Annotated in this window: 27 protein-coding genes; 3 read left to right on the plus strand and 24 right to left on the minus strand. The window is 62.3% G+C overall.

Going from position 1 to position 25,608, the window contains the following annotated elements; translation table 11 throughout:
- Positions 1–109: 109 nt before the first annotated feature.
- The 10 genes from HX873_RS09065 to ccmA all read right to left on the minus strand — a co-directional run bounded on the left by HX873_RS09065 (position 110) and on the right by ccmA (position 7,411).
- Positions 110–502, minus strand: a complete 393-nt coding sequence (locus HX873_RS09065; protein ID WP_008434777.1) for a hypothetical protein — start codon at positions 500–502, stop codon at positions 110–112.
- A gap of 15 nt (positions 503–517) precedes the next feature.
- Complete coding sequence (gene ccmI / locus HX873_RS09070; RefSeq protein ID WP_177023215.1) at positions 518–1,711, minus strand: c-type cytochrome biogenesis protein CcmI; 1,194 nt, start codon at positions 1,709–1,711, stop codon at positions 518–520.
- The gene (locus HX873_RS09075; protein WP_003210629.1) at positions 1,704–2,177 is read right to left on the minus strand and encodes a cytochrome c-type biogenesis protein; all 474 of its coding nucleotides are present in this window, start codon (positions 2,175–2,177) and stop codon (positions 1,704–1,706) included. Before HX873_RS09075 ends, ccmI begins: the two co-directional genes overlap by 8 nt.
- A complete protein-coding gene (locus HX873_RS09080) occupies positions 2,174–2,710 on the minus strand; it encodes a DsbE family thiol:disulfide interchange protein (protein ID WP_008434782.1) in 537 nt (178 codons plus the stop codon). The genes HX873_RS09075 and HX873_RS09080 overlap by 4 nt, the downstream gene beginning before the upstream one ends.
- Entirely contained in the window at positions 2,707–4,695 is a 1,989-nt protein-coding gene (locus HX873_RS09085; protein WP_177122594.1) for a heme lyase CcmF/NrfE family subunit, read from the minus strand. The genes HX873_RS09080 and HX873_RS09085 overlap by 4 nt, the downstream gene beginning before the upstream one ends.
- Positions 4,696–4,698: 3 nt before the next feature.
- Complete coding sequence (gene ccmE / locus HX873_RS09090) at positions 4,699–5,154, minus strand: cytochrome c maturation protein CcmE (RefSeq protein WP_008434786.1); 456 nt, start codon at positions 5,152–5,154, stop codon at positions 4,699–4,701.
- A complete protein-coding gene (ccmD, locus tag HX873_RS09095; protein ID WP_008434788.1) occupies positions 5,151–5,327 on the minus strand; it encodes a heme exporter protein CcmD in 177 nt (58 codons plus the stop codon). Before ccmD ends, ccmE begins: the two co-directional genes overlap by 4 nt.
- A complete protein-coding gene (locus HX873_RS09100) occupies positions 5,324–6,079 on the minus strand; it encodes a heme ABC transporter permease (RefSeq protein ID WP_003210634.1) in 756 nt (251 codons plus the stop codon). Before HX873_RS09100 ends, ccmD begins: the two co-directional genes overlap by 4 nt.
- A gap of 85 nt (positions 6,080–6,164) precedes the next feature.
- Positions 6,165–6,833 carry a heme exporter protein CcmB gene (gene ccmB, locus HX873_RS09105; protein ID WP_003210635.1) on the minus strand — a complete coding sequence of 223 codons (669 nt, stop codon included), beginning with the start codon at positions 6,831–6,833 and terminating at the stop codon, positions 6,165–6,167.
- On the minus strand, positions 6,830–7,411 hold the full coding sequence (gene ccmA / locus HX873_RS09110; protein WP_003210636.1) for a cytochrome c biogenesis heme-transporting ATPase CcmA: 582 nt from the start codon (positions 7,409–7,411) through the stop codon (positions 6,830–6,832). The genes ccmB and ccmA overlap by 4 nt, the downstream gene beginning before the upstream one ends.
- A gap of 252 nt (positions 7,412–7,663) precedes the next feature.
- Here ccmA and HX873_RS09115 point away from each other — a divergent pair, with 252 nt between their 5' ends.
- From HX873_RS09115 to HX873_RS09125, 3 genes are all read left to right on the plus strand, one after another.
- Positions 7,664–9,247, plus strand: a complete 1,584-nt coding sequence (locus HX873_RS09115) for a flagellar hook-length control protein FliK (RefSeq protein WP_032899324.1) — start codon at positions 7,664–7,666, stop codon at positions 9,245–9,247.
- Entirely contained in the window at positions 9,244–9,573 is a 330-nt protein-coding gene (locus tag HX873_RS09120; RefSeq protein WP_177035122.1) for an EscU/YscU/HrcU family type III secretion system export apparatus switch protein, read from the plus strand. Before HX873_RS09115 ends, HX873_RS09120 begins: the two co-directional genes overlap by 4 nt.
- 227 nt (positions 9,574–9,800) lie before the next feature.
- Positions 9,801–10,964 carry a hypothetical protein gene (locus HX873_RS09125; RefSeq protein WP_177122595.1) on the plus strand — a complete coding sequence of 388 codons (1,164 nt, stop codon included), beginning with the start codon at positions 9,801–9,803 and terminating at the stop codon, positions 10,962–10,964.
- Between the two features lie 33 nt (positions 10,965–10,997).
- Here HX873_RS09125 and HX873_RS09130 read toward each other — a convergent pair whose 3' ends face one another.
- The 14 genes from HX873_RS09130 to flhA all read right to left on the minus strand — a co-directional run bounded on the left by HX873_RS09130 (position 10,998) and on the right by flhA (position 25,272).
- Complete coding sequence (locus tag HX873_RS09130) at positions 10,998–11,393, minus strand: DUF2802 domain-containing protein (RefSeq protein ID WP_008434800.1); 396 nt, start codon at positions 11,391–11,393, stop codon at positions 10,998–11,000.
- A complete protein-coding gene (locus HX873_RS09135; protein ID WP_003210641.1) occupies positions 11,394–11,879 on the minus strand; it encodes a chemotaxis protein CheW in 486 nt (161 codons plus the stop codon).
- A 73-nt stretch (positions 11,880–11,952) separates the two neighbouring features.
- Entirely contained in the window at positions 11,953–12,756 is an 804-nt protein-coding gene (locus tag HX873_RS09140; RefSeq protein WP_087694323.1) for a CheW domain-containing protein, read from the minus strand.
- A 142-nt stretch (positions 12,757–12,898) separates the two neighbouring features.
- Positions 12,899–13,687, minus strand: a complete 789-nt coding sequence (locus tag HX873_RS09145; protein ID WP_003210643.1) for a ParA family protein — start codon at positions 13,685–13,687, stop codon at positions 12,899–12,901.
- Positions 13,688–13,738: 51 nt separating this feature from the next.
- Positions 13,739–14,626 carry a flagellar motor protein MotD gene (motD, locus tag HX873_RS09150; RefSeq protein ID WP_003210644.1) on the minus strand — a complete coding sequence of 296 codons (888 nt, stop codon included), beginning with the start codon at positions 14,624–14,626 and terminating at the stop codon, positions 13,739–13,741.
- A gap of 15 nt (positions 14,627–14,641) precedes the next feature.
- Positions 14,642–15,382, minus strand: coding sequence for a flagellar motor protein (locus tag HX873_RS09155; protein ID WP_003210645.1), 741 nt, complete (start codon positions 15,380–15,382; stop codon positions 14,642–14,644).
- Complete coding sequence (locus HX873_RS09160; RefSeq protein WP_008434810.1) at positions 15,382–16,503, minus strand: chemotaxis response regulator protein-glutamate methylesterase; 1,122 nt, start codon at positions 16,501–16,503, stop codon at positions 15,382–15,384. The genes HX873_RS09155 and HX873_RS09160 overlap by 1 nt, the downstream gene beginning before the upstream one ends.
- Positions 16,504–16,552: 49 nt before the next feature.
- Complete coding sequence (locus tag HX873_RS09165) at positions 16,553–18,775, minus strand: chemotaxis protein CheA (protein WP_177122596.1); 2,223 nt, start codon at positions 18,773–18,775, stop codon at positions 16,553–16,555.
- Between the two features lie 11 nt (positions 18,776–18,786).
- Positions 18,787–19,575, minus strand: coding sequence for a protein phosphatase CheZ (locus HX873_RS09170; protein WP_003214538.1), 789 nt, complete (start codon positions 19,573–19,575; stop codon positions 18,787–18,789).
- An 18-nt stretch (positions 19,576–19,593) separates the two neighbouring features.
- Positions 19,594–19,968 (minus strand): chemotaxis response regulator CheY, encoded by a 375-nt coding sequence (locus HX873_RS09175; RefSeq protein ID WP_005790040.1) that lies wholly within the window; start codon positions 19,966–19,968, stop codon positions 19,594–19,596.
- A 170-nt stretch (positions 19,969–20,138) separates the two neighbouring features.
- On the minus strand, positions 20,139–20,879 hold the full coding sequence (gene fliA, locus HX873_RS09180; protein WP_008434817.1) for an RNA polymerase sigma factor FliA: 741 nt from the start codon (positions 20,877–20,879) through the stop codon (positions 20,139–20,141).
- The gene (gene fleN, locus HX873_RS09185; protein ID WP_003192912.1) at positions 20,876–21,709 is read right to left on the minus strand and encodes a flagellar synthesis regulator FleN; all 834 of its coding nucleotides are present in this window, start codon (positions 21,707–21,709) and stop codon (positions 20,876–20,878) included. Before fleN ends, fliA begins: the two co-directional genes overlap by 4 nt.
- 120 nt (positions 21,710–21,829) lie before the next feature.
- Positions 21,830–23,146, minus strand: coding sequence for a flagellar biosynthesis protein FlhF (flhF, locus tag HX873_RS09190; RefSeq protein WP_003214543.1), 1,317 nt, complete (start codon positions 23,144–23,146; stop codon positions 21,830–21,832).
- A gap of 11 nt (positions 23,147–23,157) precedes the next feature.
- Positions 23,158–25,272 (minus strand): flagellar biosynthesis protein FlhA, encoded by a 2,115-nt coding sequence (flhA, locus tag HX873_RS09195; protein ID WP_023659255.1) that lies wholly within the window; start codon positions 25,270–25,272, stop codon positions 23,158–23,160.
- Positions 25,273–25,608: the final 336 nt, after the last annotated feature.

Consider the following 25,608-nt stretch of genomic DNA (forward strand, 5'->3'; position numbering starts at 1 on the left):
CTGACACGCCGTATTCGCGAGCAAGCCCGCTCCCACATTTGAGCTTTGTTGTTGGGTGGACTGTATTCCAAACCAGCCATGAAAAAGGCGACCCGAAGGTCGCCTTTTTTCATTGCGCGTACTGCTTGCTCAACCCCGGCGGTACGCCATGGACATCGGTCTCTTCCCAAGGCCCGTTCGGGCTGATGGACCGGCTCCAGCCGTTGCTCCAGCGGTAGTAGGTGCGCTGGCGGTAGAACGTATCCGGCTGTTCGTCCAGCACGTACACCTGCATCTTCCCGTCCCAGTGACTGGCCGCACCCGGTGGCGGTGCGAAGGTCGGCGAGGAGCTCGGCACCGGCTTCGACGGTTTGATCACCGGGCTCGAGGGCTGGGTGCTCGGCTGGGTCGACGGCCCTGTCGGTGGAATAGTCGGCCCGGTAGGCGACGGAGGCCGATGGACCGCACAAGCACTCAACCCCAGTACCAGGCTGAGCAGGGTGATACGTGCGATAGCGGTCATGGGCATTTCCTCGAATTATTGGTCCGGACTGTCGATGGTCAGCTGCTGCAGCGCAGTGGTGCTGCTGGCCAGGGGTTGGCTGCGGCCGATCCACTCGCCAGCTGTGGGAACACCTGCCCGGGATATGCGCGCAACCAGTTGGACTTCGGGAAAGTTGGACAGTTTCAACTGCGGCATCATCGCGTCGCTGTCGCCCAGCTCGACGGTGATCGGCAGGTCGGCCACGGTCACGCGCTTGGCCGCCAATGGCGCAGGCGGGCCTTTGACGGCACGGGCGAAGATGAACACGCTGTCGGTCGGCAGGGCCTTGGCCTTCACATCGGCGGCCAGGTCCACCCGCACTTGCATCTGTTTTTCTGCCTTCACGGGCGCCACGCTACCACCGCTCTCCTTGAGCTTCTCGGCGGCCCGGTCGATCCCGCCTTGCAGCGCGGCACGGGAATTGTCGTCCGGTGGCAGTTGCGCCAGCAGGCGGTTCCAGTAGTCGATCGCTTCCTGGTAACGCTGGCCTTCAAAGGCGGCGATGCCCAGCAGGCCGAGGCTGGTGACTTCTTTCGGATCGAGTTTCAGTGCTTCGTCGGTCAGGGCCTGGACCTTGGGCGACCACTGTTTGTTGTCGGCAAAGTACTGGGCCTGGGCCCACTGGCCGAGCAACTCGGGCTGGCGACCGGCCAGGGCCACGGTGCGCTCGAAGATTTTCGCCGCATCGGCGGAACGGTCCTGGGCCATGTAGGCGCGACCGAGGAAGTACAGGCCTTCCGGCGAATCCGGCTGGGCCGCTGCGGCGCGCTCCAGGCGGCGGGTCATGTCTTCCATGGACACCGGCGGCTGGGAGAATTCGCGGGTCAGTTCGACCTTGTCGCTGGCACCGTAATGCAGGTACAGCGCCACGCCCAGCACCGGCACCAGAAACGCCGCGAGCAACGGCAACGGTTTGCCGAGGCGCGATTCCCGGGGCTTTTCCACACCCTCGGTATCCGCCAGCAACTCACGGGCCGCTTCAGCGCGACCGCTGTCCAGCTGGGCCGCATCCAGCACGCCTTCGGTCTGCTGGGTTTGCAGTTCCGCCACGCGTTCCTGGTACAGCGCCACGTTCAATGCAGTGCGATCCTCTTCACGCTGGGCACGGCGGCCGCGTAACACCGGGATCAGCAGGAAACTCAAGGCAATCAGAAGCAGCAGACCTGCTGCGAGCCAGAAATCAATCATCAGTTTTTTTGTCCAGCAGTTGGTCGAGGCGTTGACGCTCATCGACGGAAAGCGAGTCCGAGCCATCGGCCGGGGCGACACGACGGCGGCGCACAATCACCGCCATAACGACTAAGCCTGTGAGCAACAACCCGGCGGGGCCGAACCACAGCAGCGCAGTCTTGCCGGTGAGCGCCGGCTTGTAGCGCACGAAGTCACCGTAGCGGTCGACCATGAAGTCGATGATCTGCTGATTGTCCTTGCCCTCGCCGAGCATGCGGAAAATCTCTTTGCGCAGGTCGGCGGCGATCGGTGCATTGGAGTCGGCGATGTCCTGGTTCTGGCACTTGGGGCAGCGCAGCTCCTTGGTCAGTTCGCGAAAACGCTCGCGGTCTCCGTCCTTGGCAAATTCGTAAGTGTCGATGGCGGCGTGGGCCACGCCGACCATGCTCAAGCCCAATACCGCGGCGGCTAACCAACGCTTCATGGCTTGGCCTCATCCACCAGCGCCTGGTACTTGGCGGCCAGTTGCTCGCGCCACACCACTTCGTCGATCACGCCCACGTACTTGTCGCGGATCACGCCCTTGGCGTCGATGAAGAAGGTTTCCGGAGCGCCGTACACACCAAGGTTCAGCCCGAGGTTGCCGTCTTCGTCGCGGATATCCAGCTGGTACGGGTTGTGAAATTCCGCCAGCCACTTCAGGGCGGCAGCATTGTCGTCCTTGTAGTTGATGCCGTAGATCACCACGCCCTTCTCCGCCAGCTTGTTCAGCACCGGATGCTCCACGCGGCAGGAAATGCACCAGGTGCCCCACACGTTGACCAGGGCCGGTTTGCCCAGCAAATCAGCCTGGGTCAGGGTCTTGTCACCCTGCACCGTCGGCAGCGAGAACGCCGGGAATGGCTTGCCGATCATGGCCGACGGCAACTCGGCCGGGTCCAGGTACAGCCCGCGATACAGGAACACCGCCACCACCAGAAACGCCGCCAGCGGTAACACCATCAACCAACGCTTCATACTGGCGCTCCTTGCAGACCGAGGGCTTCACGCACCCGGCTCTTGACCTTGACCCGGTAGCGCCGGTCCATCGCTGCCAGCAAACCACCGAAGCCGGTGAGCAGGCCGCCGAACCAGATCCAGCGCACAAACGGTTTGACGTGGACCCGTACGGCCCAGGCGCCATCGCCCAACGGTTCACCCAGGGCGACGTAGAGGTCGCGGGTGAAACCGGCGTCGATCCCGGCTTCGGTCATCATCGAGCTTTGCACGGTGTACAGGCGTTTTTCCGGGTGCAGCACCGCCACTTCCTTGCCATTGCGCACCACACGTACGGTGCCTTTGTCGGAGGTGAAGTTGGGGCCTTCGAAGTGCTTGGCGCCTTCGAAAATGAAGTGGTAGCCGGCCAGGTCCATGGACTCGCCCGGTGCCAGGCGCAGGTCGCGCTCGGCACTGTTCTGGCTGGACAACACCACGCCCAACGCACACACGGCGATGCCGATGTGGGCGACCTGCATGCCCCAGTAGCTGCGGGTCATGATCGGCAGGCCTTTGATCAAACCTTTGTGGCGGGTCTTGTCGATCAGGTCACGTACACCGGCCAGCAATACCCAGGCCGCGAGCATGAAGGTGGCAAGCACGGCCCAGTTGAAGTCGCCGTAGGCTATACCGGCGATCACGGCCAGCGCGGCGCTGCCGAGCAGTACCGGGGTGAGCATGCCCACCAGCCATTTCACCGGAGTGTCTTTCCAGCGCACCAGGACGCCGACCGCCATCACCACCATCAACAGCGCCATCAACGGGATGAACAGTGCGTTGAAGTACGGCGGGCCGACGGACAGTTTGGCGCCGCTCAGGGCATCCAGCACCAGCGGGTACAGGGTGCCCAGCAGGATCATCGAAGCCGCCACCACCAGCACCAGGTTATTGCCCAGCAGCAGGGTTTCCCGGGACCAGAGGTTGAAGCCGACATGGCTCTTGACCACTGGCGCGCGCAACGCAAACAACGTCAACGAGCCGCCGACCACAAACAACAGGAAGATCAGGATGAACACGCCGCGCTCCGGGTCGGAGGCAAACGCGTGAACCGATGTCAGCACGCCGGAACGCACCAGGAACGTACCCAGCAGGCTCAGGGAAAACGCGGCGATGGCCAGCAACACGGTCCAGCTTTTGAACACGCCGCGTTTTTCGGTGACCGCCAGCGAGTGAATCAGCGCGGTGCCCACCAGCCAGGGCATGAAGGAGGCGTTTTCCACCGGGTCCCAGAACCACCAGCCGCCCCAGCCGAGTTCGTAGTAGGCCCACCACGAGCCCAGGGTGATGCCGATGCCGAGGAACGCCCAGGCGACGATGGTCCATGGACGCGACCAGCGCGCCCAGGCGGCATCGAGACGCCCGCCGAGCAAGGCGGCGATGGCGAAGGCGAAAGCGACCGAGAAACCGACGTAGCCCATGTAGAGCATCGGCGGGTGCACGATCAGGCCGATGTCTTGCAGCAGCGGGTTGAGGTCGTGGCCGTCTACCGGGATCTGCGGCAGGATGCGGGTGAACGGGTTGGAGGTCATGATCAGGAACAGCAGGAAGCCGATGCTGATCATGCCCATCACCGCCAGCACCCGGGCCAGCATCACTTGCGGCAGTTGGCGGGAGAAGATCGAGACAGCAAAGGTCCAGCCACCGAGAATCAACGCCCACAGCAGCAACGAACCTTCGTGGGCACCCCACACGGCGCTGAACTTGTAGTACCAGGGCAAGGCGCTGTTGGAGTTGTTGGCGACGTAGGCGACGGAAAAGTCGTCGGTCATGAAGGCGTAGGTCAGGCAACCGAAGGCGAACACCAGAAAGGCGAACTGGCCCCAGGCAGCCGGCTGGGCCAGACTCATCCACAGGCGGTCACCGCGCCAGGCGCCCAGCAACGGGACCACGGCTTGGACGATGGCAAAGCACAGGGCGAGGATCATCGCCAGTTGGCCCAACTCCGGAATAAACAGTGCGGACGTCATGACTTAGCCCTCCTTGGCAGGGGTCGGGGCGGATTGGCCGCTGTCTTTGAGGGCCTTGGTGACTTCCGGCGGCATGTATTTTTCATCGTGCTTGGCCAGCACTTCATCGGCCACCACCACGCCGTCGGCGTTGAGCTTGCCGAGGGCAACGATGCCCTGCCCTTCGCGGAACAGGTCCGGGAGGATGCCGCGGTAGGTGATGGTCACGGACTTGTTGAAGTCGGTGACGATGAACTTGACGTCCAGGGAGTCGCCGGAGCGTTGCAACGAGCCTTTCTCGACCATGCCACCGGCACGGATTCGGGTGTCCAGCGGCGCTTCGCCGTTGGCGATCTGGGTCGGGGTGTAGAACAGGTTGATGTTCTCCCGCAGAGCGCTCAGGGCCAGGGTCACGGCAATGCCGACACCGGCCATGATGGCCAGGATGATCAACAGACGCTTTCTACGCAGCGGATTCACTTTTCGGTCTCCCGGCGCAAACGACGCGCCTCTTGTTGCAGGTAACGCTTGCGGGCCAGGATCGGCGCGGCGACGTTGAGGGCCAGCACCGCCAGGCAAATGCCATAGGCCGTCCAGACGTACAGGGCGTGATGGCCCATGGCGAGAAAATCACTGAAAGAGTTGAAGCTCATCCACGGGCTCCCAGGCTGTTTTGCACTTCGGCCTTGACCCAACTGGTGCGGGCTTCACGCTTGAGCACTTCGAGGCGCATGCGCAGCAGCAGCACGGCGCCGAAGAAGCAGTAGAACCCCAGCACCATCAGCAGCAGCGGCGCCCACATTTCCACGGGCATTGCCGGCTTTTCGGTGAGGGTGAAGGTGGCGCCCTGGTGCAGGGTGTTCCACCACTCCACCGAGTATTTGATGATCGGGATGTTGATCACGCCGACGATCGCCAGCACCGCGCAGGCCTTGGCGGCGCTGTCACGGTTGCTGATGGCGTTGCCCAGGGCAATCAGGCCGAAGTACAGGAACAGCAGGATCAGCATCGAGGTGAGTCGCGCATCCCATACCCACCACGAACCCCAGGTCGGCTTGCCCCAGATCGCGCCGGTGACCAGCGCCACGGCGGTCATCCAGGCACCGATGGGCGCGGCGCATTGCAGGGCCACATCCGCCAGTTTCATCTTCCACACCAGGCCGACGATGCCGCACACCGCCAGCATCACGTAGCAGGACTGGGCCAGCATCGCGGCAGGCACATGGATGTAGATGATGCGAAAGCTGTTGCCTTGCTGGTAGTCCGGCGGCGCAAAGGCCAGGCCCCAGACCAGGCCGATGCCAATCAGCAATACCGCGGCGATGCTCAACCACGGCAGCAGTTTGCCACTGATGCCGTAAAACCATTTGGGCGAGCCGAGCTTGTGAAACCAGGTCCAGTTCATGCTGTTTCCATCACGGTTGCTTCTCGTCGTTGCGAGAAGCTTAGGGTCTTTACTGGTTAAGGTTCTATCGCTTAACCAGACCTCATTATTCGCCGACGCTGATCTTCAGGCCAGCCGCTATAGCAAAGGGTGTCAGGGTTACCGCCAGGGCGGCCAGGCTGCCAAGCCACAGGAGGTAACCGGTCGCCGGCATGCCCTGGAGCGCGGCTTGCAACGCGCCGCTGCCCAGGATCAACACCGGGATATACAAAGGCAAGATCAGCAGCGCCAACAACAGGCCACCGCGTTTCAAACCGACGGTCAGTGCCGCACCTACGGCGCCCAGTAGACTGAGAACCGGCGTGCCAAGCAACAAGGAAAGGAGCAACACCGGCAGGCATTCGGTGGGCAACCCCAGCATCATCGCCAGCAGCGGCGCGAGCAATACCAGCGCCAGGCCGGAAAACGCCCAGTGTGCCAGTACCTTGGCCAATACCAGAAGTGGCAGGGGGTGCGACGAAAGGACCCACTGTTCGAGGGAACCGTCTTCAAAATCACTGCGAAACAGCCCGTCCAGCGAGAGCAGGACTGACAAAAGCGCCGCCACCCAGACCAGTCCCGGAGACAAGGTTTGCAACAGTTTAGTCTCGGGGCCCACCGCCAACGGGAACAGCGCGATCACAATCGCGAAGAACACCAGCGGGTTGGCCAATTCGGCCGGACGGCGACAGAGTAACCGCGCTTCGCGGGCGACCAACAGGGCAAATACGCTCATACCGCCCACCGGCCCAGGTCGAGGTCGCGGTAACCGGCAGGCATGCGCGTCAAGGTGTGGTGAGTGGTCAGGACAACCATGCCGCCCTGCTCGCAGTGCGCGGCAAGGTGTTCTTCCAATTGGGCAACGCCTTGTTTGTCGAGGGCGGTGAAGGGTTCGTCGAGAATCCATAGCGGCGGGCCGTCGAGATACAAACGGGCCAGGGCCACGCGGCGCTGCTGGCCGGCGGACAGGGTGTGGCAGGGAACGTCTTCGAAACCCTTGAGGCCAACCGCGGCCAGCGCCTGCCAGATCGCCTCGCGGCTGGCGGGATGATGCAGGGCGCTGAGCCAACTGAGGTTTTCTTCAGCGGTAAGCACATCCTTGATTCCGGCGGCGTGGCCGATCCAGATCAGGTTGCGCGCCAGCTCGGTGCGCTGCTCGTGCAACGGTTTGCCGTTGAGCCGCACTTCGCCCGCCGTCGGCTGCATCAGCCCGGCCAGCAGGCGCAACAGGCTGGTCTTGCCGCTGCCGTTGGGGCCGCTGACCTGCACCATGTCGCCGCCCGCCAGACGCAGTTCGAGGTGTTCGAACAGCATCCGCAGGTCACGTTCACAGGCGAGCGCTACGGCTTCTAGAAGAGGGCTGGTCAAGAGATCGCGGGCCTTTACGGTTCAAGTCGGCGGTGGAACGGCCGTTAAAGAGATGCACATTAACTGCTTTGGCGACCGTTTTTAGAGAGCTGGATCAATCAGTTGTGTTGTTTTTAACGCTCTCTTTGAAGACGGGCGGCATTATACATGTGATGCCCTACTCTAAAGAGGGCAATTTCCCCTGAGACGGCGCGCACGATGACCGGTGAGATCAATCTTCCCACGCTCCCCCCGACGCTTCCGGCCGGGCCTGCGCCCGCGCCTGCAGCGGGCGAGTTGCTGAAACTGCTGGAGCCGCAGACCGGCCTGATCGACCCCGGAAAAACCGTAAATGCCGAGGTGCTGGCACTGAAACAAGGCGGCGATGCATTTCAGTTGCTGCTCAAGCTGACCCTGGAAGGCGGCCGGCAAACCCTGGTGCAGGCCAGCAGCAGCCAGCCGCTGCCGCTGGGTACCCAGGTGGAAGTCAGCCAGACGCCGTCGGGCAATTTGTCCATCAGCCTGCAGCAGGCCCTGAGTTCCAGCGTCGCCGCGCTGACGCGTATCGATACCAGCCAGTTACCGGTGGGCACCCTGCTGCAAGGCAAGGTGCTGACCACCCAGGCGCTGCCACAGGGCGCCAACCAGCCGGTGGTGTATCGCTCACTGGTGTCGGTGCTCAATAACGTCCTCAGCGGCGCGACCCTGACCGTCGAAAGCCCGCAGCCCTTGCGCGTCGGCAGCCTGCTCAGCGCCGTGGTGCAAAGTGCGCAGACCTTGAGCTTTGTACCGCTGAGCGGGCGCCAGGACCAATTGGCCGTGGCCCAGCAACTCTCCACCCAGCAAAGCCGCCAGGGCTCGCTGGACGTGGTGTTCACCGCGCTGCAAAGCCTGCCGGCGACCAGCAGCGACAGCACCGGGGCCGACCTGCGCGCCGCCGCCGAGCGTTTGCTCGCCGGCCTGCCCGACCTGGCCCAGGCCAGCAACCCCAAGGTGCTGGCGCAACTGATCCAGAACAGCGGGACCTTCCTCGAAGCCAAGTTGCTGGCCGGGCAAAACCCGCAGATACCGCCGCTGGACATGAAAGGCGCGCTGCTGCGCTTCGTCGCCGACCTGCTGCCATCCCTGCCCGCCAGCACCAATCTGAATGCGATCCTCGCTGCCAACACCCTGGCGCAGTTGCTGCCCAGCTTCGTACGCAGCCCGCTGGGCACCCTCGGCCAGGTCGGCGCCAGGCAGGCGCCCGCGGGCTTTCCGCTGCCCGATCGGCTGATGCAACGCCTGGAAGGTGAAAGTGACCTGGAAAACCTGCTGCGCCTGGCCGCCGGGGCCATCTCCCGCCTGCAAAGCCATCAGCTGTCGAGCCTGGAGCAGACCGGTACCACCGCCGACGGCAAGCTCTTGACCACCTGGCAGCTGGAAATCCCCATGCGCACCTTGCAGGACATCGTGCCGTTGCAGGTCAAGTTCCAGCGGGAAGAACCGGCGCCCGACAAGGAACAGCCGGAACGCAAGGACAGCAAGGATCCCAAGCAAATGCTCTGGCGCGTGGAAATGGCGCTCGACATGGAGCCGCTCGGCCCGTTGCAGGTCCAGGCGCAACTGAGCCAGGGCAAACTGTCGAGCCAGTTGTGGGCGACCCGGCCCTTCACCGCCAGCCTGATCGAAAGCCACCTGGGCAGCCTGCGCGAGCGCCTGGTGTCGTCGGGACTCAACGTCGGCGACCTCGACTGCCACCTCGGTACCCCGCCACGGGGCCCGAAAACCGGGCTTGAACAACGCTGGGTGGATGAAACCGCATGAAAAACCCCAACCCGCCCCGCCAGGCCATCGCCCTCAAATACGACGGGCAACAAGCGCCGACCCTGACCGCCAAGGGCGACGATGCCCTGGCCGAAGCCATCCTCAAGCTGGCCCGGGAGAACGAAGTCCCGATTTACGAAAATGCCGAGCTGGTCAAATTACTGGCACGCATGGAGTTGGGCGACAGCATCCCGGAAGAGTTGTACCGCACCGTCGCCGAGATCCTCGCGTTTGCCTGGACGCTGAAGGGCAAGTTCCCGGTGGGCTACGACCCGGACGCGGGGCCGGTGGAGCGGGATGTGACGGAAAGAGGCGACGATTATTAAGGTGGGAGCCGGCTGATCGTTCCCACGCTCTGCGTGGGAACGCCGCCTCGGACGCTCCGCGTCCAACTGGCGCTGCAACGTTCAAGTCTTGCGCAGGGGTGACGCGGAGCGTCACGGGATGCATTCCCACGCAGAGCGTGGGAATGATCAGTTGCGGTGGGTGGTGTATAGCAATTATATCTTTCGAGGTATAGATTATCTCGAACCCGATAGTTCAGGATAAACCCATGAGCCCTACCCGCCCGATTCTCAGTCGAGAGCTACTCGCCGAAGCGCTCGCCCGTGATCTGGCAGGCGAGTCATTTGCCGACTACAGCTCCGGCATGTTCCTCGCGGCTCCGCGCCGTACCGGCAAGAGTACGTTCCTGCGCAACGACCTTATCCCCGAGTGCAAGGCCCGGGGCTGGCTGCCGGTGTACGTGGACCTGTGGATGAACCGCGAAGTCGACCCCGCCGAACTGATCTCCGGCGCCATCGGCAAAGCCCTGGGCGAGTTCGAAAGCGCAGTGAGCAAAGCGGCCAAGAAGGCCGGTATCGACAAGATCAGCCTGCTGCGCACCTTGAGTTGGGATTTCACCAAACCGCAATTGCCCGCCGGCACCACGCTCAGCCACGCCCTGGACGTGCTGCACCAGGTCTCGGGGCAAATGATCGTGCTGATCGTGGACGAGGCCCAGCACGCCCTCAACAGCGAAGGCGGGGTGAACGCCATGTTCGCCCTCAAGGCGGCACGGGATCATCTCAACGGCAGCAGCACGGCCGATGGCCTGCGCCTGGTCTTCACCGGCTCCAGCCGGGACAAACTGGCCAACCTGGTACTCAAGAGCAAACAACCGTTCTTCGGCGCCCACATCACACCGTTCCCGCTGTTGAGCCGGGATTTCGTCGAGTTCGTGACGGACCTCTGGAACCAGCGCCTGGCCGCGACCAACCAGTTCAACCTGGAGGACATGGACTATGCCTTCCAGCTCGTTGGCCGGCGCCCGGAAATGCTCAACAAACTACTGACCGAAGTGAGCGTGGGTCTTGGCGAGGCCAGCAACCTTGGCGAGTTGCTGAGGACCGGGGCACTCAATCACCAGGCCGGCATCTGGAGTGACTACGAGAGCGCCTACAACGACCTCTCGCCGCTGCAACAGGCGGTACTTGAAGTGATGGGCGAACGAACCCTGGGCAAGCAGGCGTTCTCGCCTTTTGCGGAGAAAACCTTCCATGATGTGAACCGCAAGCTGGAACAGGCCCAGGTCGAGCCGAACGCGAGCACACCAAACGTGCAGAAAGCACTGGAAGTGCTGCGGGAGAAGGAGTTGGTCTGGAAAGCCAACCGTGGTGAATATGCTTTGGAGGACTCGACCATGGCCGAATGGCTGAGCAACCGGCACCGGCTATAAGCTGCAAGCAATACCGCTTGCAGCTCGTAACCTTCAGTTGTCCTTGTGCAACCGACTCATCAACTGCGCTTCAGCCTGGGTCAACCCGCAGGATTGGGTCAGCTCATCCACCGTGGCGCCCATGCCCACCAGCTTCGCCGCCTGGGCGAATGAGAGGCTCGACGGGTCACGCTGCTCGAGTGCCGACAGCTTGTCCGGCAACGGCGCCAGCACCGAACGCAGCTCGTGCACTTCATCACCCACACGCACCGCACTTTGCTGGAAGTGGTCGACCCGCTTGGCCAGCTCCAGGATCCGCCGGTCGCGCACAGCGTCGCGCTCGACTTGTCGAGTGGCCAATTCCCGTTGCTGGCGAACATAACGCAGCAGGAAGCCCAGGGTCCCGGCCCAAAGGATGGCCAGGACGATCACCGCTACCTCAAGAAACAATCAGATATTCTCCAGGTCCTGCCACTCTTCTTCGCTCATCATCTTGTCCAGCTCAACCAGAATCAGCAGTTCGCCGTTCTTGTTGCAGACACCCTGGATGAACTTGGCCGATTCTTCGTTGCCGACGTTCGGCGCAGTCTCGACTTCGGATTGGCGCAGGTAAACCACTTCCGCCACGCTGTCGACCATGATCCCGACCACTTGCTTGTCGGCTTCGATGATCACGATGCGGGTGTTGTCGTTGACTTCGGTCGGCACCAGGCCAAAACGCTGGCGGGTGTCGATCACGGTCACCACGTTGCCGCGCAGGTTGATGATGCCCAGCACATAGCTTGGGGCACCCGGAACCGGAGCGATTTCGGTGTAGCGCAGCACTTCCTGCACACGCATCACGTTGATGCCATAGGACTCGTTGTCCAGCTTGAAGGTGACCCATTGCAGGATTGGATCATCCACCAGACCTTGTGCGGACACTGACTTGTTCATACTCCAGACCCCTTCAAATACCGTTGGTTACGGTGTGTATTCTTGGGCAGCGCCGTAGCGCTGCTGCTTGTTATCAAGTGCGTTTGTTCAGCGGCATGGCTTTTACCGCGCCGCTGGCAATCAACTCCGCCAGTTCGGCGACATCCAGCAACGCGCACATGTGTTCGATCACAGTGCCCGCCAGCCATGGCCGCTGGCCCCGGTGGCTGCGCCATTTGATTTCGTTCGGGTCCAGGCGCAATGAGCGGCTGACCTGATGCACCGCCAGCCCCCACTCGTAGCCCTGGACCGAAATAACGTATTGCAGGCCCTGGCGGAAGTCATCGCGGTAGCGGTCGGGCATCACCCAACGCGCGGTGTCCAATACCTTCAAGTTGCCCTGCTGGCTCGGCAGGATCCCGAGGAACCAATCCGGCTGGCCGAACAACGGCGTCAACTCCTGGCCTTCCAGGGAGTAGATCGACCCCAGGCACACCAGCGGCACCGCCAGGGTCAGCCCGGCGACATCGAACAGCAAACATTCGAACGGCTCCGCAGCCCACACCGGGCGACCGTCGCCCTGTACCGGCGGCGGCGTGATGCTCGGCGGGAGGTGAACCTCAACCACCGGCTCCACCACTACAGGCGCAATCACCACAGGCTCGACGGGCACAGCAACCGGTACAGGAACTGCTACGGGAACGACCAACGCATCACGGGCCTGTTCTTCCAGGACCGCCAGCTGAAACTCGTCCAGGGCAGCAGGTTCAGGCTCGATGACTTCATCGAGGATCAGAATCGGCTCCGGCATCTCCTCGGTGGCGTCCTGGAGCAAAGCGTCCAGGTAGGACTCCAGCGCCAGTTGCGGCCGGGTCTTGAAATCAACGGGACGGTTCATCTGTATGCCCACGCGCAAGCCCCATCAACCCTGTATTCAGAGGTTATCGGCCTGTGGGTGTCCGGACTTGAATCGAGAGCCGGTTTTGTCGCGAAAACTGCGGCGTCTGCATCGCTGGCAAGCCAGGCTCCTACAATGACCATCACGCCACCTGCGCCACAAGTTGCTGGGACAACAGGTGCTTGAGCAACGCCCGATACGCCAGCACCCCACGGCTCTTGCCGTCGAACTGCGACGGCGTCAGCCCTGCCCGGCTCGCATCCCGCAGGCGCGTGTCCACCGGGATGTAGCCTTGCCAGATGGTGTCCGGATAAGCATCGCGCAATACCCGCAAGGTGCCGAGGGACGCCTGGGTGCGGCGGTCAAACAGGGTCGGCACGATGCTGAACGGCAGCGCCTGCTTGCGCGAGCGGTTGATCATCGCCAGGGTGCTGACCATGCGTTCCAGGCCCTTGACGGCCAGATGCTCGGTCTGCACCGGGATCACCAGCTGTTGGCTGGCGGCCAGGGCGTTGACCATCAGCACGCCGAGCAACGGCGGGCTGTCGATGATCGCGTAGTCGAAGTCCTGCCACAGCTGCGCCAGGGTCTTGGCGATCACCAGGCCCAGGCCGCTCTGCCCCGGCGACTGGCGCTCAAGGGTGGCCAGGGCGGTGCTGGACGGCAACAGCGAGATCTTTTCATTGCTGGTAGGCAGCAACAGTTGCCCCGGCAAGTCGGCCGGCACGCTGCCCTTGTGCAGGAACAGGTCGTAGCAACTGTGTTCCAGGGCATCCGGGTCATAGCCGAAATAGCTGGTCATGGAGCCGTGGGGGTCCAGGTCGACCACGACCACACGCTTGCCGGCCTCGGCCAGCAAGCCGGCCAAGGCGATGGACGTGGTGGTTTTACCGACACCACCCTTTTGATTGGCAACTGCCCAGACTCTCATTCGGATTGTTCCTCCCGGCAGGCACAGGCTCGACCGAGAAATTGCATGGGGTTATAGAGCCGGTGACGGAGAATTGACGGCACTCCCGCGAACCGGCGCCTTTACGGGCGCTGGTGCAGTTTGTGTGCCAGCCCGCTTCAAGGCGGCATCCGGTGTTGCATTGGCAGTGCCGGTACCGGTCAGGCTGCGGCGTACGTCCAGGTTGCGCGACACCACCAGCACCACCCGACGGTTGCGCGCACGGCCTTCCGCCGTGGCGTTATTGGCCACCGGCTGGAACTCGCCGTAACCCACCGACGCCAGGCGCCCGGGGTTCACACCCTGCATCGCGAGCATTCGTACAATACTCGCCGCCCGGGCCGAAGACAGCTCCCAGTTGGTCGGGTACTGCGCGGTACTGATCGGCAGGTTATCGGTAAAGCCTTCAACGTGGACCGGGTTTTCAAACGGCTTCAGGATCGCCGCCACCTTGTCGATGATGGTAAACGCCTGGTCGCTGGGCATTGCATCGGCACTGGCGAACAGCAGGCTGGAATTGAGCTCGATCTCGACCCACAACTCATTGCCGCGCACGGTCATCTGGTTGGAGCTGATCAGGTCGCCAAAGGCCGCGCTGATGTTATCGGCGATGCTTTTCAGCGGGTCGCTGGTGCCACCGATGCCGGCGGCGGTTTCATCGCTGTCGTTGACCAGCGGCTTGGCCGGGGTCACGGTCTTGGGGCGTTCTTCGCCAATGGGTATCGGCTTGAGGGCGCGGTCAGCGTCGTTGAACACGCCAATCAGCGCCTGGGAAATGACTTTGTACTTGCCTTCGTTGATCGAGGAAATGGAGTACATCACCACAAAAAACGCGAACAGCAACGTAATGAAGTCGGCGTAGGACACCAGCCAGCGTTCATGGTTGACGTGTTCTTCAGGCTCGCGGCGGCGACGGCTCACAACAAATACCTCCCATCAATCCATGAAGCCCTGGAGCTTCAATTCGATGGAGCGCGGGTTTTCACCCTCGGCAATCGAGAGGATGCCTTCGAGCAACATCTCGCGATAACGCGACTGGCGCAGGGCGATCGACTTGAGCTTGCTGGCCACCGGCAACAACACCAGGTTGGCACTGGCCACGCCGTAGATGGTGGCGACGAACGCCACGGCAATCCCGCTGCCCAGTTGCGACGGATCGGCCAGGTTGCCCATCACGTGGATCAAGCCCATCACCGCACCGATGATGCCGATGGTCGGCGCGTAGCCGCCCATGCTTTCAAAGACTTTGGCAGCGTTGATGTCGCGGCTTTCCTGGGTGTAGAAGTCCACTTCGAGGATGCTGCGAATCGCTTCCGGCTCGGCGCCGTCCACCAGCAGTTGCAGGCCTTTGCGTGCGTAGCTGTCGGGCTCGGCATCGGCCACGCCTTCCAGCCCGAGCAGGCCTTCCTTGCGCGCCGTGAGGCTCCAGTTGACCACCCGGTCGATGCCGCCCGGCAAGTCGACACGCGGCGGGAAAATAATCCAGATGAGGATCTGCATCGCGCGCTTGAACGAACTCATGGGCGACTGCAACAACGCCGCGCCCACGGTGCCGCCGATCACGATCAACGCCGCCGGGCCGTTGGCCAGGGCGCCCAGGTGGCCGCCTTCAAGGTAGTTGCCGCCGATAATCGCGACAAACGCCATGATGATGCCAATCAGGCTCAATACATCCATCAGAGGCAAGCCTCCACCAGGTGCTTGCCGATGTCGTCCAGGCTGTAGACGGCGTCGGCCAGGTCGGCCTTGACGATGGCCATGGGCATGCCATAGATCACGCAGCTGGCTTCATCCTGGGCCCAGATCGCGCTGCCGCCCTGCTTGAGCAGGCGCGCGCCTTCACGGCCGTCGGCGCCCATGCCGGTCAACACCACCGCCAAAACTTTGTCGCCGTAGGATTTGGCCGCGGAACCGAAGGTGATATCCACACACGGCTTGTAGTTCAGGCGTTCGTCACCCGGCAGGATTTTGATCGCACCACGGCCATCGACCATCATCTGCTTGCCACCGGGGGCCAGCAGCGCCAGACCCGGACGCAGGATGTCGCCATCCTCGGCTTCCTTGACGCTGATGCGGCACAGCTTGTCCAGGCGCTCGGCGAACGCCTTGGTGAACGCGGCCGGCATGTGCTGGATCAACACGATCGGCGCCGGGAAGTTGGCCGGCAATTGGGTCAACACCCGCTGCAAGGCCACCGGACCGCCGGTGGACGTACCGATGGCCACCAGCTTGTAGGCCTTGCGCTTGGGCGCAGGTGAATGTGCGGCGGGCGCAGCCGTACGCACCGGGGCGGCGGCCGGGCGCGCAACCGGTGCCGGCGCCGGGCGACCAAAGGTGCTCGGGGCGGCCGGTGGCGGCGTAACGGGAGCGGGCGCCGGCGCACTGAACAGGCTGCGACGGTTACTGCGGGAGATGCTGTGCACCTTCTCGCAGAGCATCTGCTTGACCTTCTCGGGGTTGCGCGAGATGTCTTCGAAATTCTTCGGCAGGAAGTCCACCGCGCCGGCATCCAGCGCATCCAGGGTGACCCGGGCGCCTTCGTGGGTCAGCGAGGAGAACATCAACACCGGCGTCGGGCAGCGCTGCATGATGTGCCGCACCGCCGTGATGCCGTCCATCATCGGCATCTCGTAGTCCATGGTGATCACGTCCGGCTTGAGGGCCAGGGCCTGATCGATCGCCTCTTTGCCGTTGGTGGCCGTGCCGACCACCTGGATATTGGAATCCGATGAAAGAATTTCCGAGACGCGGCGGCGGAAGAAACCCGAATCGTCCACCACCAGGACCTTGACTACCATAAACACTCCGTTAGGCCGGGCGAGGGACAACCGCCCTGCCCGGGCCGAATCAAATACGCCGTGCGGCGTAACGCTTGAGCATGCTCGGAACATCCAGAATCAGCGCGATCCGACCGTCACCGGTAATGGTCGCACCCGACATGCCCGGGGTTCCCTGCAGCATTTTGCCCAAAGGCTTGATGACCACTTCTTCCTGGCCCACCAGTTGATCGACCACGAAGCCGATACGCTGGGTGCCCACGGAAAGAATCACCACATGGCCTTCGCGCTGCTCTTCATGCTTGGCCGAAGCCACCAGCCAGCGCTTGAGGTAGAACAGCGGCAACGCCTTGTCGCGCACGATCACCACTTCCTGGCCGTCCACCACGTTGGTGCGCGACAGGTCGAGGTGGAAGATTTCGTTGACGTTGACCAGCGGGAAGGCGAACGCCTGGTTGCCCAGCATCACCATCAGGGTCGGCATGATCGCCAGGGTCAACGGCACCTTGATGACGATCTTCGAGCCCTGGCCCTTGGTCGAGTAGATGTTGATCGAGCCGTTGAGCTGGCTGATCTTGGTCTTCACCACGTCCATGCCCACGCCACGGCCCGACACGTCGGAAATCTCGGTCTTGGTGGAGAAGCCCGGGGCGAAGATCAGGTTGTAGCACTCGGTGTCGGTGAGGCGGTCGGCGGCGTCCTTGTCCATCACCCCACGCTTGACTGCAATGTTGCGCAGTACCGTGGGGTCCATGCCTTTGCCGTCATCGGTGATCGACAGCAGGATATGGTCGCCTTCCTGTTCGGCCGCCAGGATCACTTTGCCCTGGCGGTTCTTGCCCGAGGCTTCGCGCTCTTCCGGCGTCTCGACACCGTGGTCGACCGCGTTGCGCACCAAGTGGACCAGCGGGTCGGCCAGGGCCTCGACAAGGTTCTTGTCGAGGTCGGTTTCTTCACCCACCAGTTCCAGGTTGATCTCTTTCTTGAGCTGGCGTGCCAGGTCGCGAACCAGGCGCGGGAAACGGCCGAAGACTTTCTTGATCGGCTGCATCCGGGTCTTCATGACGGCGGTCTGCAGGTCTGCGGTGACCACGTCGAGGTTCGACACGGCCTTTTGCATGGCCTCGTCGCCACTGTTCAGGCCCAGGCGCACCAGGCGGTTACGCACCAGCACCAGTTCGCCGACCATGTTCATGATGTCGTCCAGGCGCGCGGTATCAACCCGCACGGTGGTTTCGGCTTCACTGGCCGGTTGCTTGTCCGGGGCCGGGGCAGCCGTGGCAGCCCGGGCCGGGGCTGGAGCCGGAGCCGGAGCCGGAGCCGGAGCCGCTTTCGCTGCGACAGGCGCGGCAGCCTTGGCGGCAGGAGCCGGTGTTGCGACAGCCGCGGCAGCAGCCGGTGCAGCAGCGCCGACCACTTCGGTGAACTTGCCCTTGCCGTGCAGTTCATCCAGCAGGGCTTCGAATTCGTGATCGGAGATCAGTCCATCGGCGGCCGGCGCAGCAGCGGGTGCCGCAGGCGCGGCGGCCGTTGCGGCGACTTCCGGCAGAGCCTCGGCGGCAAACGAGCCTTTGCCGTGCAACTGGTCCAGCAGCGCTTCAAATTCGTCGTCGGTGATTTCATTGCTGACGGGCGCCGCGGCTTCCGTTGGCGCTGGCGCTGCGGCCACCGCGTCCGGGGCAAACTGGCCCTTGCCGTGCAACTGGTCGAGCAACGACTCGAACTCGGCGTCGGTAATGTCTTCGGTGGTCGGCACCATGGCCGGCGCACTGGCTGCCGGCGCTTCGGCTTCGGCCTTGACGGCGTTCAGCGAGTCCAGCAGTTGTTCAAATTCGCTGTCGGTCACGTCGCCCGCAGGCTCGGCAACCGGCTCAGCCACTGCTTCCACCACGGGAGCGTTGGCCGCAGGTTCCGCCAGGCGCGCCAGGGCGGCCAGCAGTTCCGGCGTGGCGGCAGTGATCGGTGCGCGCTCGCGCACTTCACTGAACATGCCGTTGACCGCGTCCAGTGCTTCCAGGATCACGTCCATCAGTTCCGAGTCGACGTGCCGCTCACCCTTGCGCAGGATGTCGAACACGTTCTCGGCGATGTGACAGCACTCCACCAGCTCGTGGAGCTGGAGGAAGCCGGCGCCCCCTTTTACAGTGTGAAAACCGCGAAAAATTGCATTGAGCAGGTTCGCATCATCCGGTCGGCTTTCCAGCTCGACCAGTTGTTCGGACAGTTGCTCTAAAATTTCGCCGGCCTCTACAAGGAAATCCTGAAGGATTTCTTCATCGGCGCCGAAGCTCATGGGTGTGCTCCTTAGAAGCCTAAACTGGACAGCAAATCGTCTACGTCGTCTTGCCCGGATACAACGTCTTCACGTTTATCGGCATGAATCTGCGGACCTTCACCCTTGGCGAGGTGTTTTTGTGGATCTTTTTCAGAAAGGATCGCTGCGCGGTCATGTTCGATGCCGGCAAACCGGTCGACCTGGCCCGCCATCAACACCAGTTTGAGCAGGTTGCTTTCCACTTCGGTGACCAGTTGGGTCACACGCTTGATCACCTGACCGGTGAGGTCCTGGTAATCCTGGGCCAGCAGAATGTCATTGAGGTTGCTGGAAACCGTGCGGTTTTCCTGCTCGCTGCGGGACAAAAAGCCCTCGACCCGACGCGCCAGCTCACGAAACTCCTCAGCGCCCACTTCCCGACGCATGAACCGGCCCCAGTCAGTGCTCAGGGCCTTGGCTTCACTGGCCATACCGTTGACCAGAGGCGTGGCGTTTTCCACCAGGTCCATGGTGCGGTTGGCCGCCGCCTCAGTCAGCCTGACCACGTAGGACAGGCGTTCGGTGGCATCCGTGATCTGCGAGATTTCCTCGGCCTGGGGCATGTGCGGGTCAATCTGAAAATTGACTATCGCACTGTGCAACTCACGGGTGAGCTTGCCCACTTCCTGGTACAGGCCGCGGTCACGGGTCTGGTTGAGCTCATGGATCAACTGCACCGCGTCGCCGAACTGGCCTCTTTCAAGGCTTTCGACGAGTTGATGAGCATGTTTTTTCAGGGTCGACTCAAAGTCGGCCTGCGATGATTCTTTATGCTCCATAGCTCCCCCGTGGCAGCATCAATGACCGATGCGTTCGAAGATCTTTTCGATCTTCTCTTTCAAGGCCAGTGCAGTGAATGGCTTGACCACGTAGCCGTTGACCCCGGCCTGGGCGGCTTCGATGATCTGTTCACGCTTGGCTTCAGCGGTCACCATCAGCACAGGCAGGCTGCGCAGTTTTTCATCAGCGCGCACGTGGCGCAGCAGATCGATACCGGTCATGCCCGGCATGTTCCAGTCCGTTACCAGAAAGTCGATGCTCCCGCTGTTGAGGATCGGAATCGCCGTAATACCGTCATCCGCCTCGACCGTGTTAGTGAACCCAAGGTCACGCAACAGGTTTTTTATGATCCGCCGCATCGTTGAGAAGTCATCAACGATGAGGATTTTCATGTTCTTGTCCAATTCGACCTCCAAGCAGTCTTAAACGCGCCCAGCACCTGGGCGCGCCATATCAATCAACAGGCGTTACACAAAAAGGACTACCGGGGGCGCACCACGGGCCAAGCCCGTCCGGGCGCAGGGCCTGGACGGTATCGTTCGCAGTGTCCCCACACTGCCTGTCAGCGCGCTCGCCACTCTCCCAAACGCCCCCGCAAGCGGGCCGCGCACTGGCTGTGTAACTGGCTGACCCGCGATTCGCTGACCCCCAGGACCTCACCGATTTCCTTGAGGTTCAGCTCTTCGTCGTAGTACAGCGCCAACACCAGTCGCTCACGCTCCGGCAAATTGGCTATCGCGTCCGCCAGCGCGCTCTGGAAGCGTTCATCTTCCAGGTCCCGTGACGGTTCGAGATGGGCACTCGCGCCGTCCTCGTGCAGCCCTTCATGTTCGCCATCCTGCAAAAGGTCGTCGAAACTGAACAGCCGGCTGCCCAAGGTATCGTTCAAAATCCCGTAGTAATCGTCGAGACTCAATTGGAGTTCGGCCGCAACTTCATGATCTTTAGCGTCGCGACCGGTTTTTGCTTCAATTGAGCGAATTGCGTCACTCACCATCCGCGTATTGCGGTGCACTGATCGCGGCGCCCAATCACCTTTACGCACTTCATCGAGCATGGCCCCACGGATACGGATACCCGCGTATGTCTCGAAACTCGCGCCCTTGCTCGCGTCGTACTTGGTCGACACTTCAAGCAGGCCGATCATCCCGGCCTGGATCAAGTCCTCGACCTGCACGCTGGCAGGCAAGCGCGCCAGCAGGTGATAGGCAATGCGCTTGACCAGGGGCGCATAGCGCTCGATCAATTCGACTTGACTGTCACGTGCCGACTTCTTGTAAAGGTTGTAGCCGCTGGCTGTCATAGCACCGGTCCTGCGCTCGTCTGATGCACCAATCGCTCGACGAAAAACTCCAGATGCCCCCGGGGATTGGCGGGCAACGGCCAGGTATCGACCTTCTGGGCAATAGCCTTGAACGCCAATGCGCACTTCGAACGAGGGAACGCTTCATAGACCGCACGCTGCTTTTGCACGGCCTTGCGCACACACTCGTCGTAAGGAACTGCGCCAACGTATTGTAAGGCGACATCGAGGAAGCGATCCGTGACCTTGGTCAACTTGGCGAACAGATTCCGCCCTTCCTGCGGGCTTTGGGCCATGTTGGCCAGCACGCGGAAGCGGTTCATGCCGTAGTCGCGGTTGAGCAGTTTGATCAGGGCGTAGGCGTCGGTGATCGAGGTGGGTTCGTCGCACACCACCAGCAACACTTCCTGGGCTGCGCGCACGAAGCTGACCACCGACTCGCCGATCCCGGCGGCGGTGTCGATCACCAGCACGTCGAGGTTGTCGCCGATGTCGCTGAACGCCTGAATCAGGCCGGCATGTTGCGCCGGGCTCAGGTGCACCATGCTCTGGGTGCCGGAAGCGGCCGGCACGATGCGAATCCCGCCGGGGCCTTGCAACAGTACGTCGCGCAGCTCACAGCGGCCTTCAATCACATCGGCCAGGGTATGTTTGGGCGTCAGTCCCAGCAGAACGTCGACGTTCGCCAGCCCCAGGTCAGCATCCAGCAGCATGACGCGACGGCCAAGCTCTGCCAGGGCCAGGGACAAATTCACTGACACGTTAGTTTTCCCGACGCCACCTTTGCCGCCGGTCACCGCGATCACCTGTACGGGATGCATGCTGCCCATTTTATTTCTTTACCTTGTCTTGCTTAGACGCAGGCTACATAAGTTGGCCGCGCGAACTGCTGGCAGGCCATCGATGTAGATACTTTTCACTGTCATTTTTAAATAGAAAGCCATGATGCCTCAGCCAACTCGCTTGTTCGGGCTGTGGTAGAGGTCAGCAAACATGTCAGCCATAGCTTCCTCACTGGGTTCTTCCTGCATTTGCACGCTGACAGCCCGGCTGACCAACTGATGACGGCGCGGCAGATGCAGATCATCCGGGATCCGCGGCCCGTCGGTCAGGTAGGCGACCGGTAATTCATGACTGATTGCCAGGCTCAATACTTCGCCCAGGCTTGCCGTCTCATCCAGTTTAGTCAGGATGCAACCCGCCAGCCCGCAGCGCTTGTAGCTGTGGTAGGCGGCGGTCAATACCTGCTTCTGGCTGGTAGTGGCAAGCACCAAATAGTTTCTGGATTTGATCCCGCGCCCGGCCAGGCTTTCCAGTTGCATGCGCAGGGCCGGGTCGCTGGCTTGCAGGCCGGCGGTGTCGATCAGCACCACGCGCTTGCGCAGCAATGGGTCGAGGGCGTTGGCCAGGGACTGGCCCGGGTCGACGTGGGTCACCGGCACATTGAGGATACGGCCCAGGGTCTTGAGTTGTTCCTGGGCGCCGATGCGGTAGCTGTCCATGCTCACCAGCGCGATGTTCTGGGCGCCGTACTTGAGCACGTAACGTGCGGCCAGCTTGGCCAGGGTGGTGGTCTTGCCCATGCCGGCCGGGCCGACCATGGCAATCACACCGCCTTCTTCCAGGGGTTCGATTTCCGGGGTGACGATCATCCGCGCCAGGTGGGCCAGGAGCATGCGCCAGGCCTGGCGAGGCTCTTCAATTTGCGTGGTCAGTTGCAGCAGGTCGCGGGACAACGGGCCGGACAGGCCAATGCGTTGCAGGCGACGCCACAGGTTGGCCTGTTGTGGCTGGCTGCCCTGCAACTGGTTCCAGGCCAGCGAACCCAGCTGCACTTCCAGCAGTTCACGCAGGCCGTTGAGTTCGAAGCGCATCGAGTCGAACACCCGCTGGTCTACCGCCGGCGCCGGGGCTGGCGCAGCAGGACGCGGTGGTTCAACAAAAGTCGGCTCTACCAGCGGCTCGGACGCGGTCAACGGCAGCCCGGCAAACAGCTGGCGATTGGTGGAGGCGTCGCTGTCGCCACGCATGCTCAGTTCAGCCTGGGCCGAGACAATGCGCGAAGCGGTCTTGCGCAGCTCGTCTTCCAGTTCCATGTTCGGCACGCGCGGCGCCAGGGCCGAGGGTTTGTAATCCAGGGCAGCCGTCAGCTCCACACCGCCGGCAATACGACGGTTACCGATAATCGCAGCGTCGGCGCCCAACTCATCACGTACCAGTTTCATGGCCTGACGCATATCGGCGGCGAAAAAACGCTTCACTTGCATATCCCACTACCTCAGCCGTTGGGCCCTACTGTCGCGACGATAGTCACTTGCTTATTGTCAGGAATTTCCTGGTAAGCCAATACGTGCAAATTCGGTATAGCCAGGCGTCCAAACCGCGACAACATCGCCCGGACGGGGCCAGCCACCAGCAGGATCACCGGATGGCCTTCCATTTCCTGGCGCTGCGCGGCCTCGATCAACGAACGTTGCAGCTTCTCTGCCATGCTTGGCTCCAGCAACACGCCCTCATCAGCGCCCTGCCCAGCCTTCTGAATACTATTGAGCAATATTTGTTCCAACCTTGGTTCCAAGGTGATAACAGGCAGCTCGGAGTCAAGCCCTACAATGCTTTGGACGATTGCACGCGACAATCCGACGCGCACTGCGGCCACCAGGGCGGCAGTATCTTGACTCTTGGCGGCATTGTTGGCGATAGCTTCGGCAATGCTGCGAATGTCCCGCACCGGCACCTGCTCGGCCAACAGCGCTTGCAGCACCTTGAGCAGTTGCGAGGTGGACAGCACACCCGGTACCAGCTCTTCGGCGAGTTTTGGCGAGGCCTTGGCCAGCAATTGCAAGAGTTGCTGGACTTCTTCGTGGCCAATCAGCTCGTGGGAGTGCTTGTACAGAATCTGGTTGAGGTGGGTGGCGACCACAGTGCTGGCGTCGACCACGGTGTAGCCCAGCGACTGCGCCTGGCTGCGCTGGCTGATTTCGATCCATACCGCTTCCAGGCCAAAAGCCGGATCTTTGGCGGTAATCCCGTTGAGGCTGCCAAACACCTGGCCCGGGTTGATCGCCAGTTCGCGGTCCGGGTAGATCTCGGCCTCGGCCAGAATCACCCCCATCAGGGTCAGGCGGTAGGCGCTCGGGGCCAGGTCGAGGTTGTCGCGAATGTGCACGGTGGGCATCAGGAAGCCCAGGTCCTGGGACAACTTCTTGCGCACACCCTTGATCCGCGCCAGCAATTGCCCGCCCTGGTTGCGATCCACCAGGGGAATCAGGCGGTAGCCGACTTCCAGGCCGATCATGTCGATCGGGGTCACGTCGTCCCAGCCCAGCTCCTTGGTTTCCAGGGCGCGGGCCGGCGATGGCAGCAGTTCCTGCTGGCGCGCCACTTCCTGCTGGGCAATCACCTTGATGTTGTTTTGTTTTTTCCAGAACAGGTAGGCACCGCCGGCGGCCATGGCGGCCATACTCAGGAACGAGACATGGGGCATGCCCGGCACGATGCCCATGATCGCCATGATGCCTGCCGCCACCGCCAGCGCCTTGGGCGAGGCAAACATCTGCCGGCTGATCTGCTTGCCCATGTCTTCGGAGCCCGAAGCACGGGTCACCATGATCGCCGCAGCTGTAGATAACAACAGTGATGGCAATTGCGCCACTAAACCGTCACCGATGGTCAGCAGGGCGTAAACCTTGCCGGCGTCGCCGAAGGTCATGCCGTGCTGGAAGATGCCGACCGCCATGCCGCCGATCAGGTTGATAAACAGAATCAACAGGCCGGCGATGGCGTCGCCGCGCACGAATTTGCTGGCACCGTCCATGGAACCGTAGAACTCGGCTTCCTGGGCGACTTCAAGGCGACGGGCCTTGGCCTGGTTCTGGTCGATCAGGCCGGCGTTGAGGTCGGCGTCGATCGCCATCTGCTTGCCGGGCATCGCGTCGAGGGTAAAACGCGCGCTCACCTCGGAAATCCGCCCGGCGCCCTTGGTCACGACCACAAAGTTGATGATCATCAAGATCGCAAAAACCACGATACCGACCACGTAGTTACCGCCGATCACCACCTCGCCGAAGGCCTGGATCACCTTGCCCGCGGCGGCGTGGCCGTCCTGGCCGTGGAGCATCACCACCCGGGTGGAAGCCACGTTAAGCGCCAGCCGCAGCAGGGTGGCGATCAGCAGGATGGTCGGGAATACCGCGAAATCCAGCGGCCGCAGGGCGTATACGCACACCAGCAACACGACGACCGACAGCGCAATGTTGAAGGTGAAGAACACATCCAGCAGGAACGGCGGCATCGGCAACATCATCATTGCCAGCATCACCAGCAACAACAACGGCACACCCAGATTGCCTCGCGAGAGGTCAGTCAGGGTGCCACGGGCCGTGCTGAGCATTTGAGAGCGATCCACCGGTATTCCTCGTTTCCTTGAAGCAAACTTTTGACGCCGGGAAGCGTCCTGGAGGCGGTATTGCAAGAAGCCTTCCAACTTTTGCTTGAGGAAGCAGATCGTTCCGGCGGCCAGCAACGACATACCGCCGCGTGCACATCACCTGTGGCGAGGGAGCTTGCTCCCGCTGGGCTGCGCAGCAGCCCCGGAACGGCTTGCGCGCTTTGCCTGAATCACCGCGGTAGCTTTATTGGGGGCGCTTCGCACCCCAGCGGGAGCAAGCTCCCTCGCCACGCTGATTGTGGTAGCGCCCTCGCCGGCGACTTACACGGTGCGAGATGC

Origin of the sequence: Pseudomonas sp. P7758, assembly GCF_013386485.1 — a bacterium.
Classification (GTDB): Bacteria; Pseudomonadota; Gammaproteobacteria; order Pseudomonadales; family Pseudomonadaceae; genus Aquipseudomonas.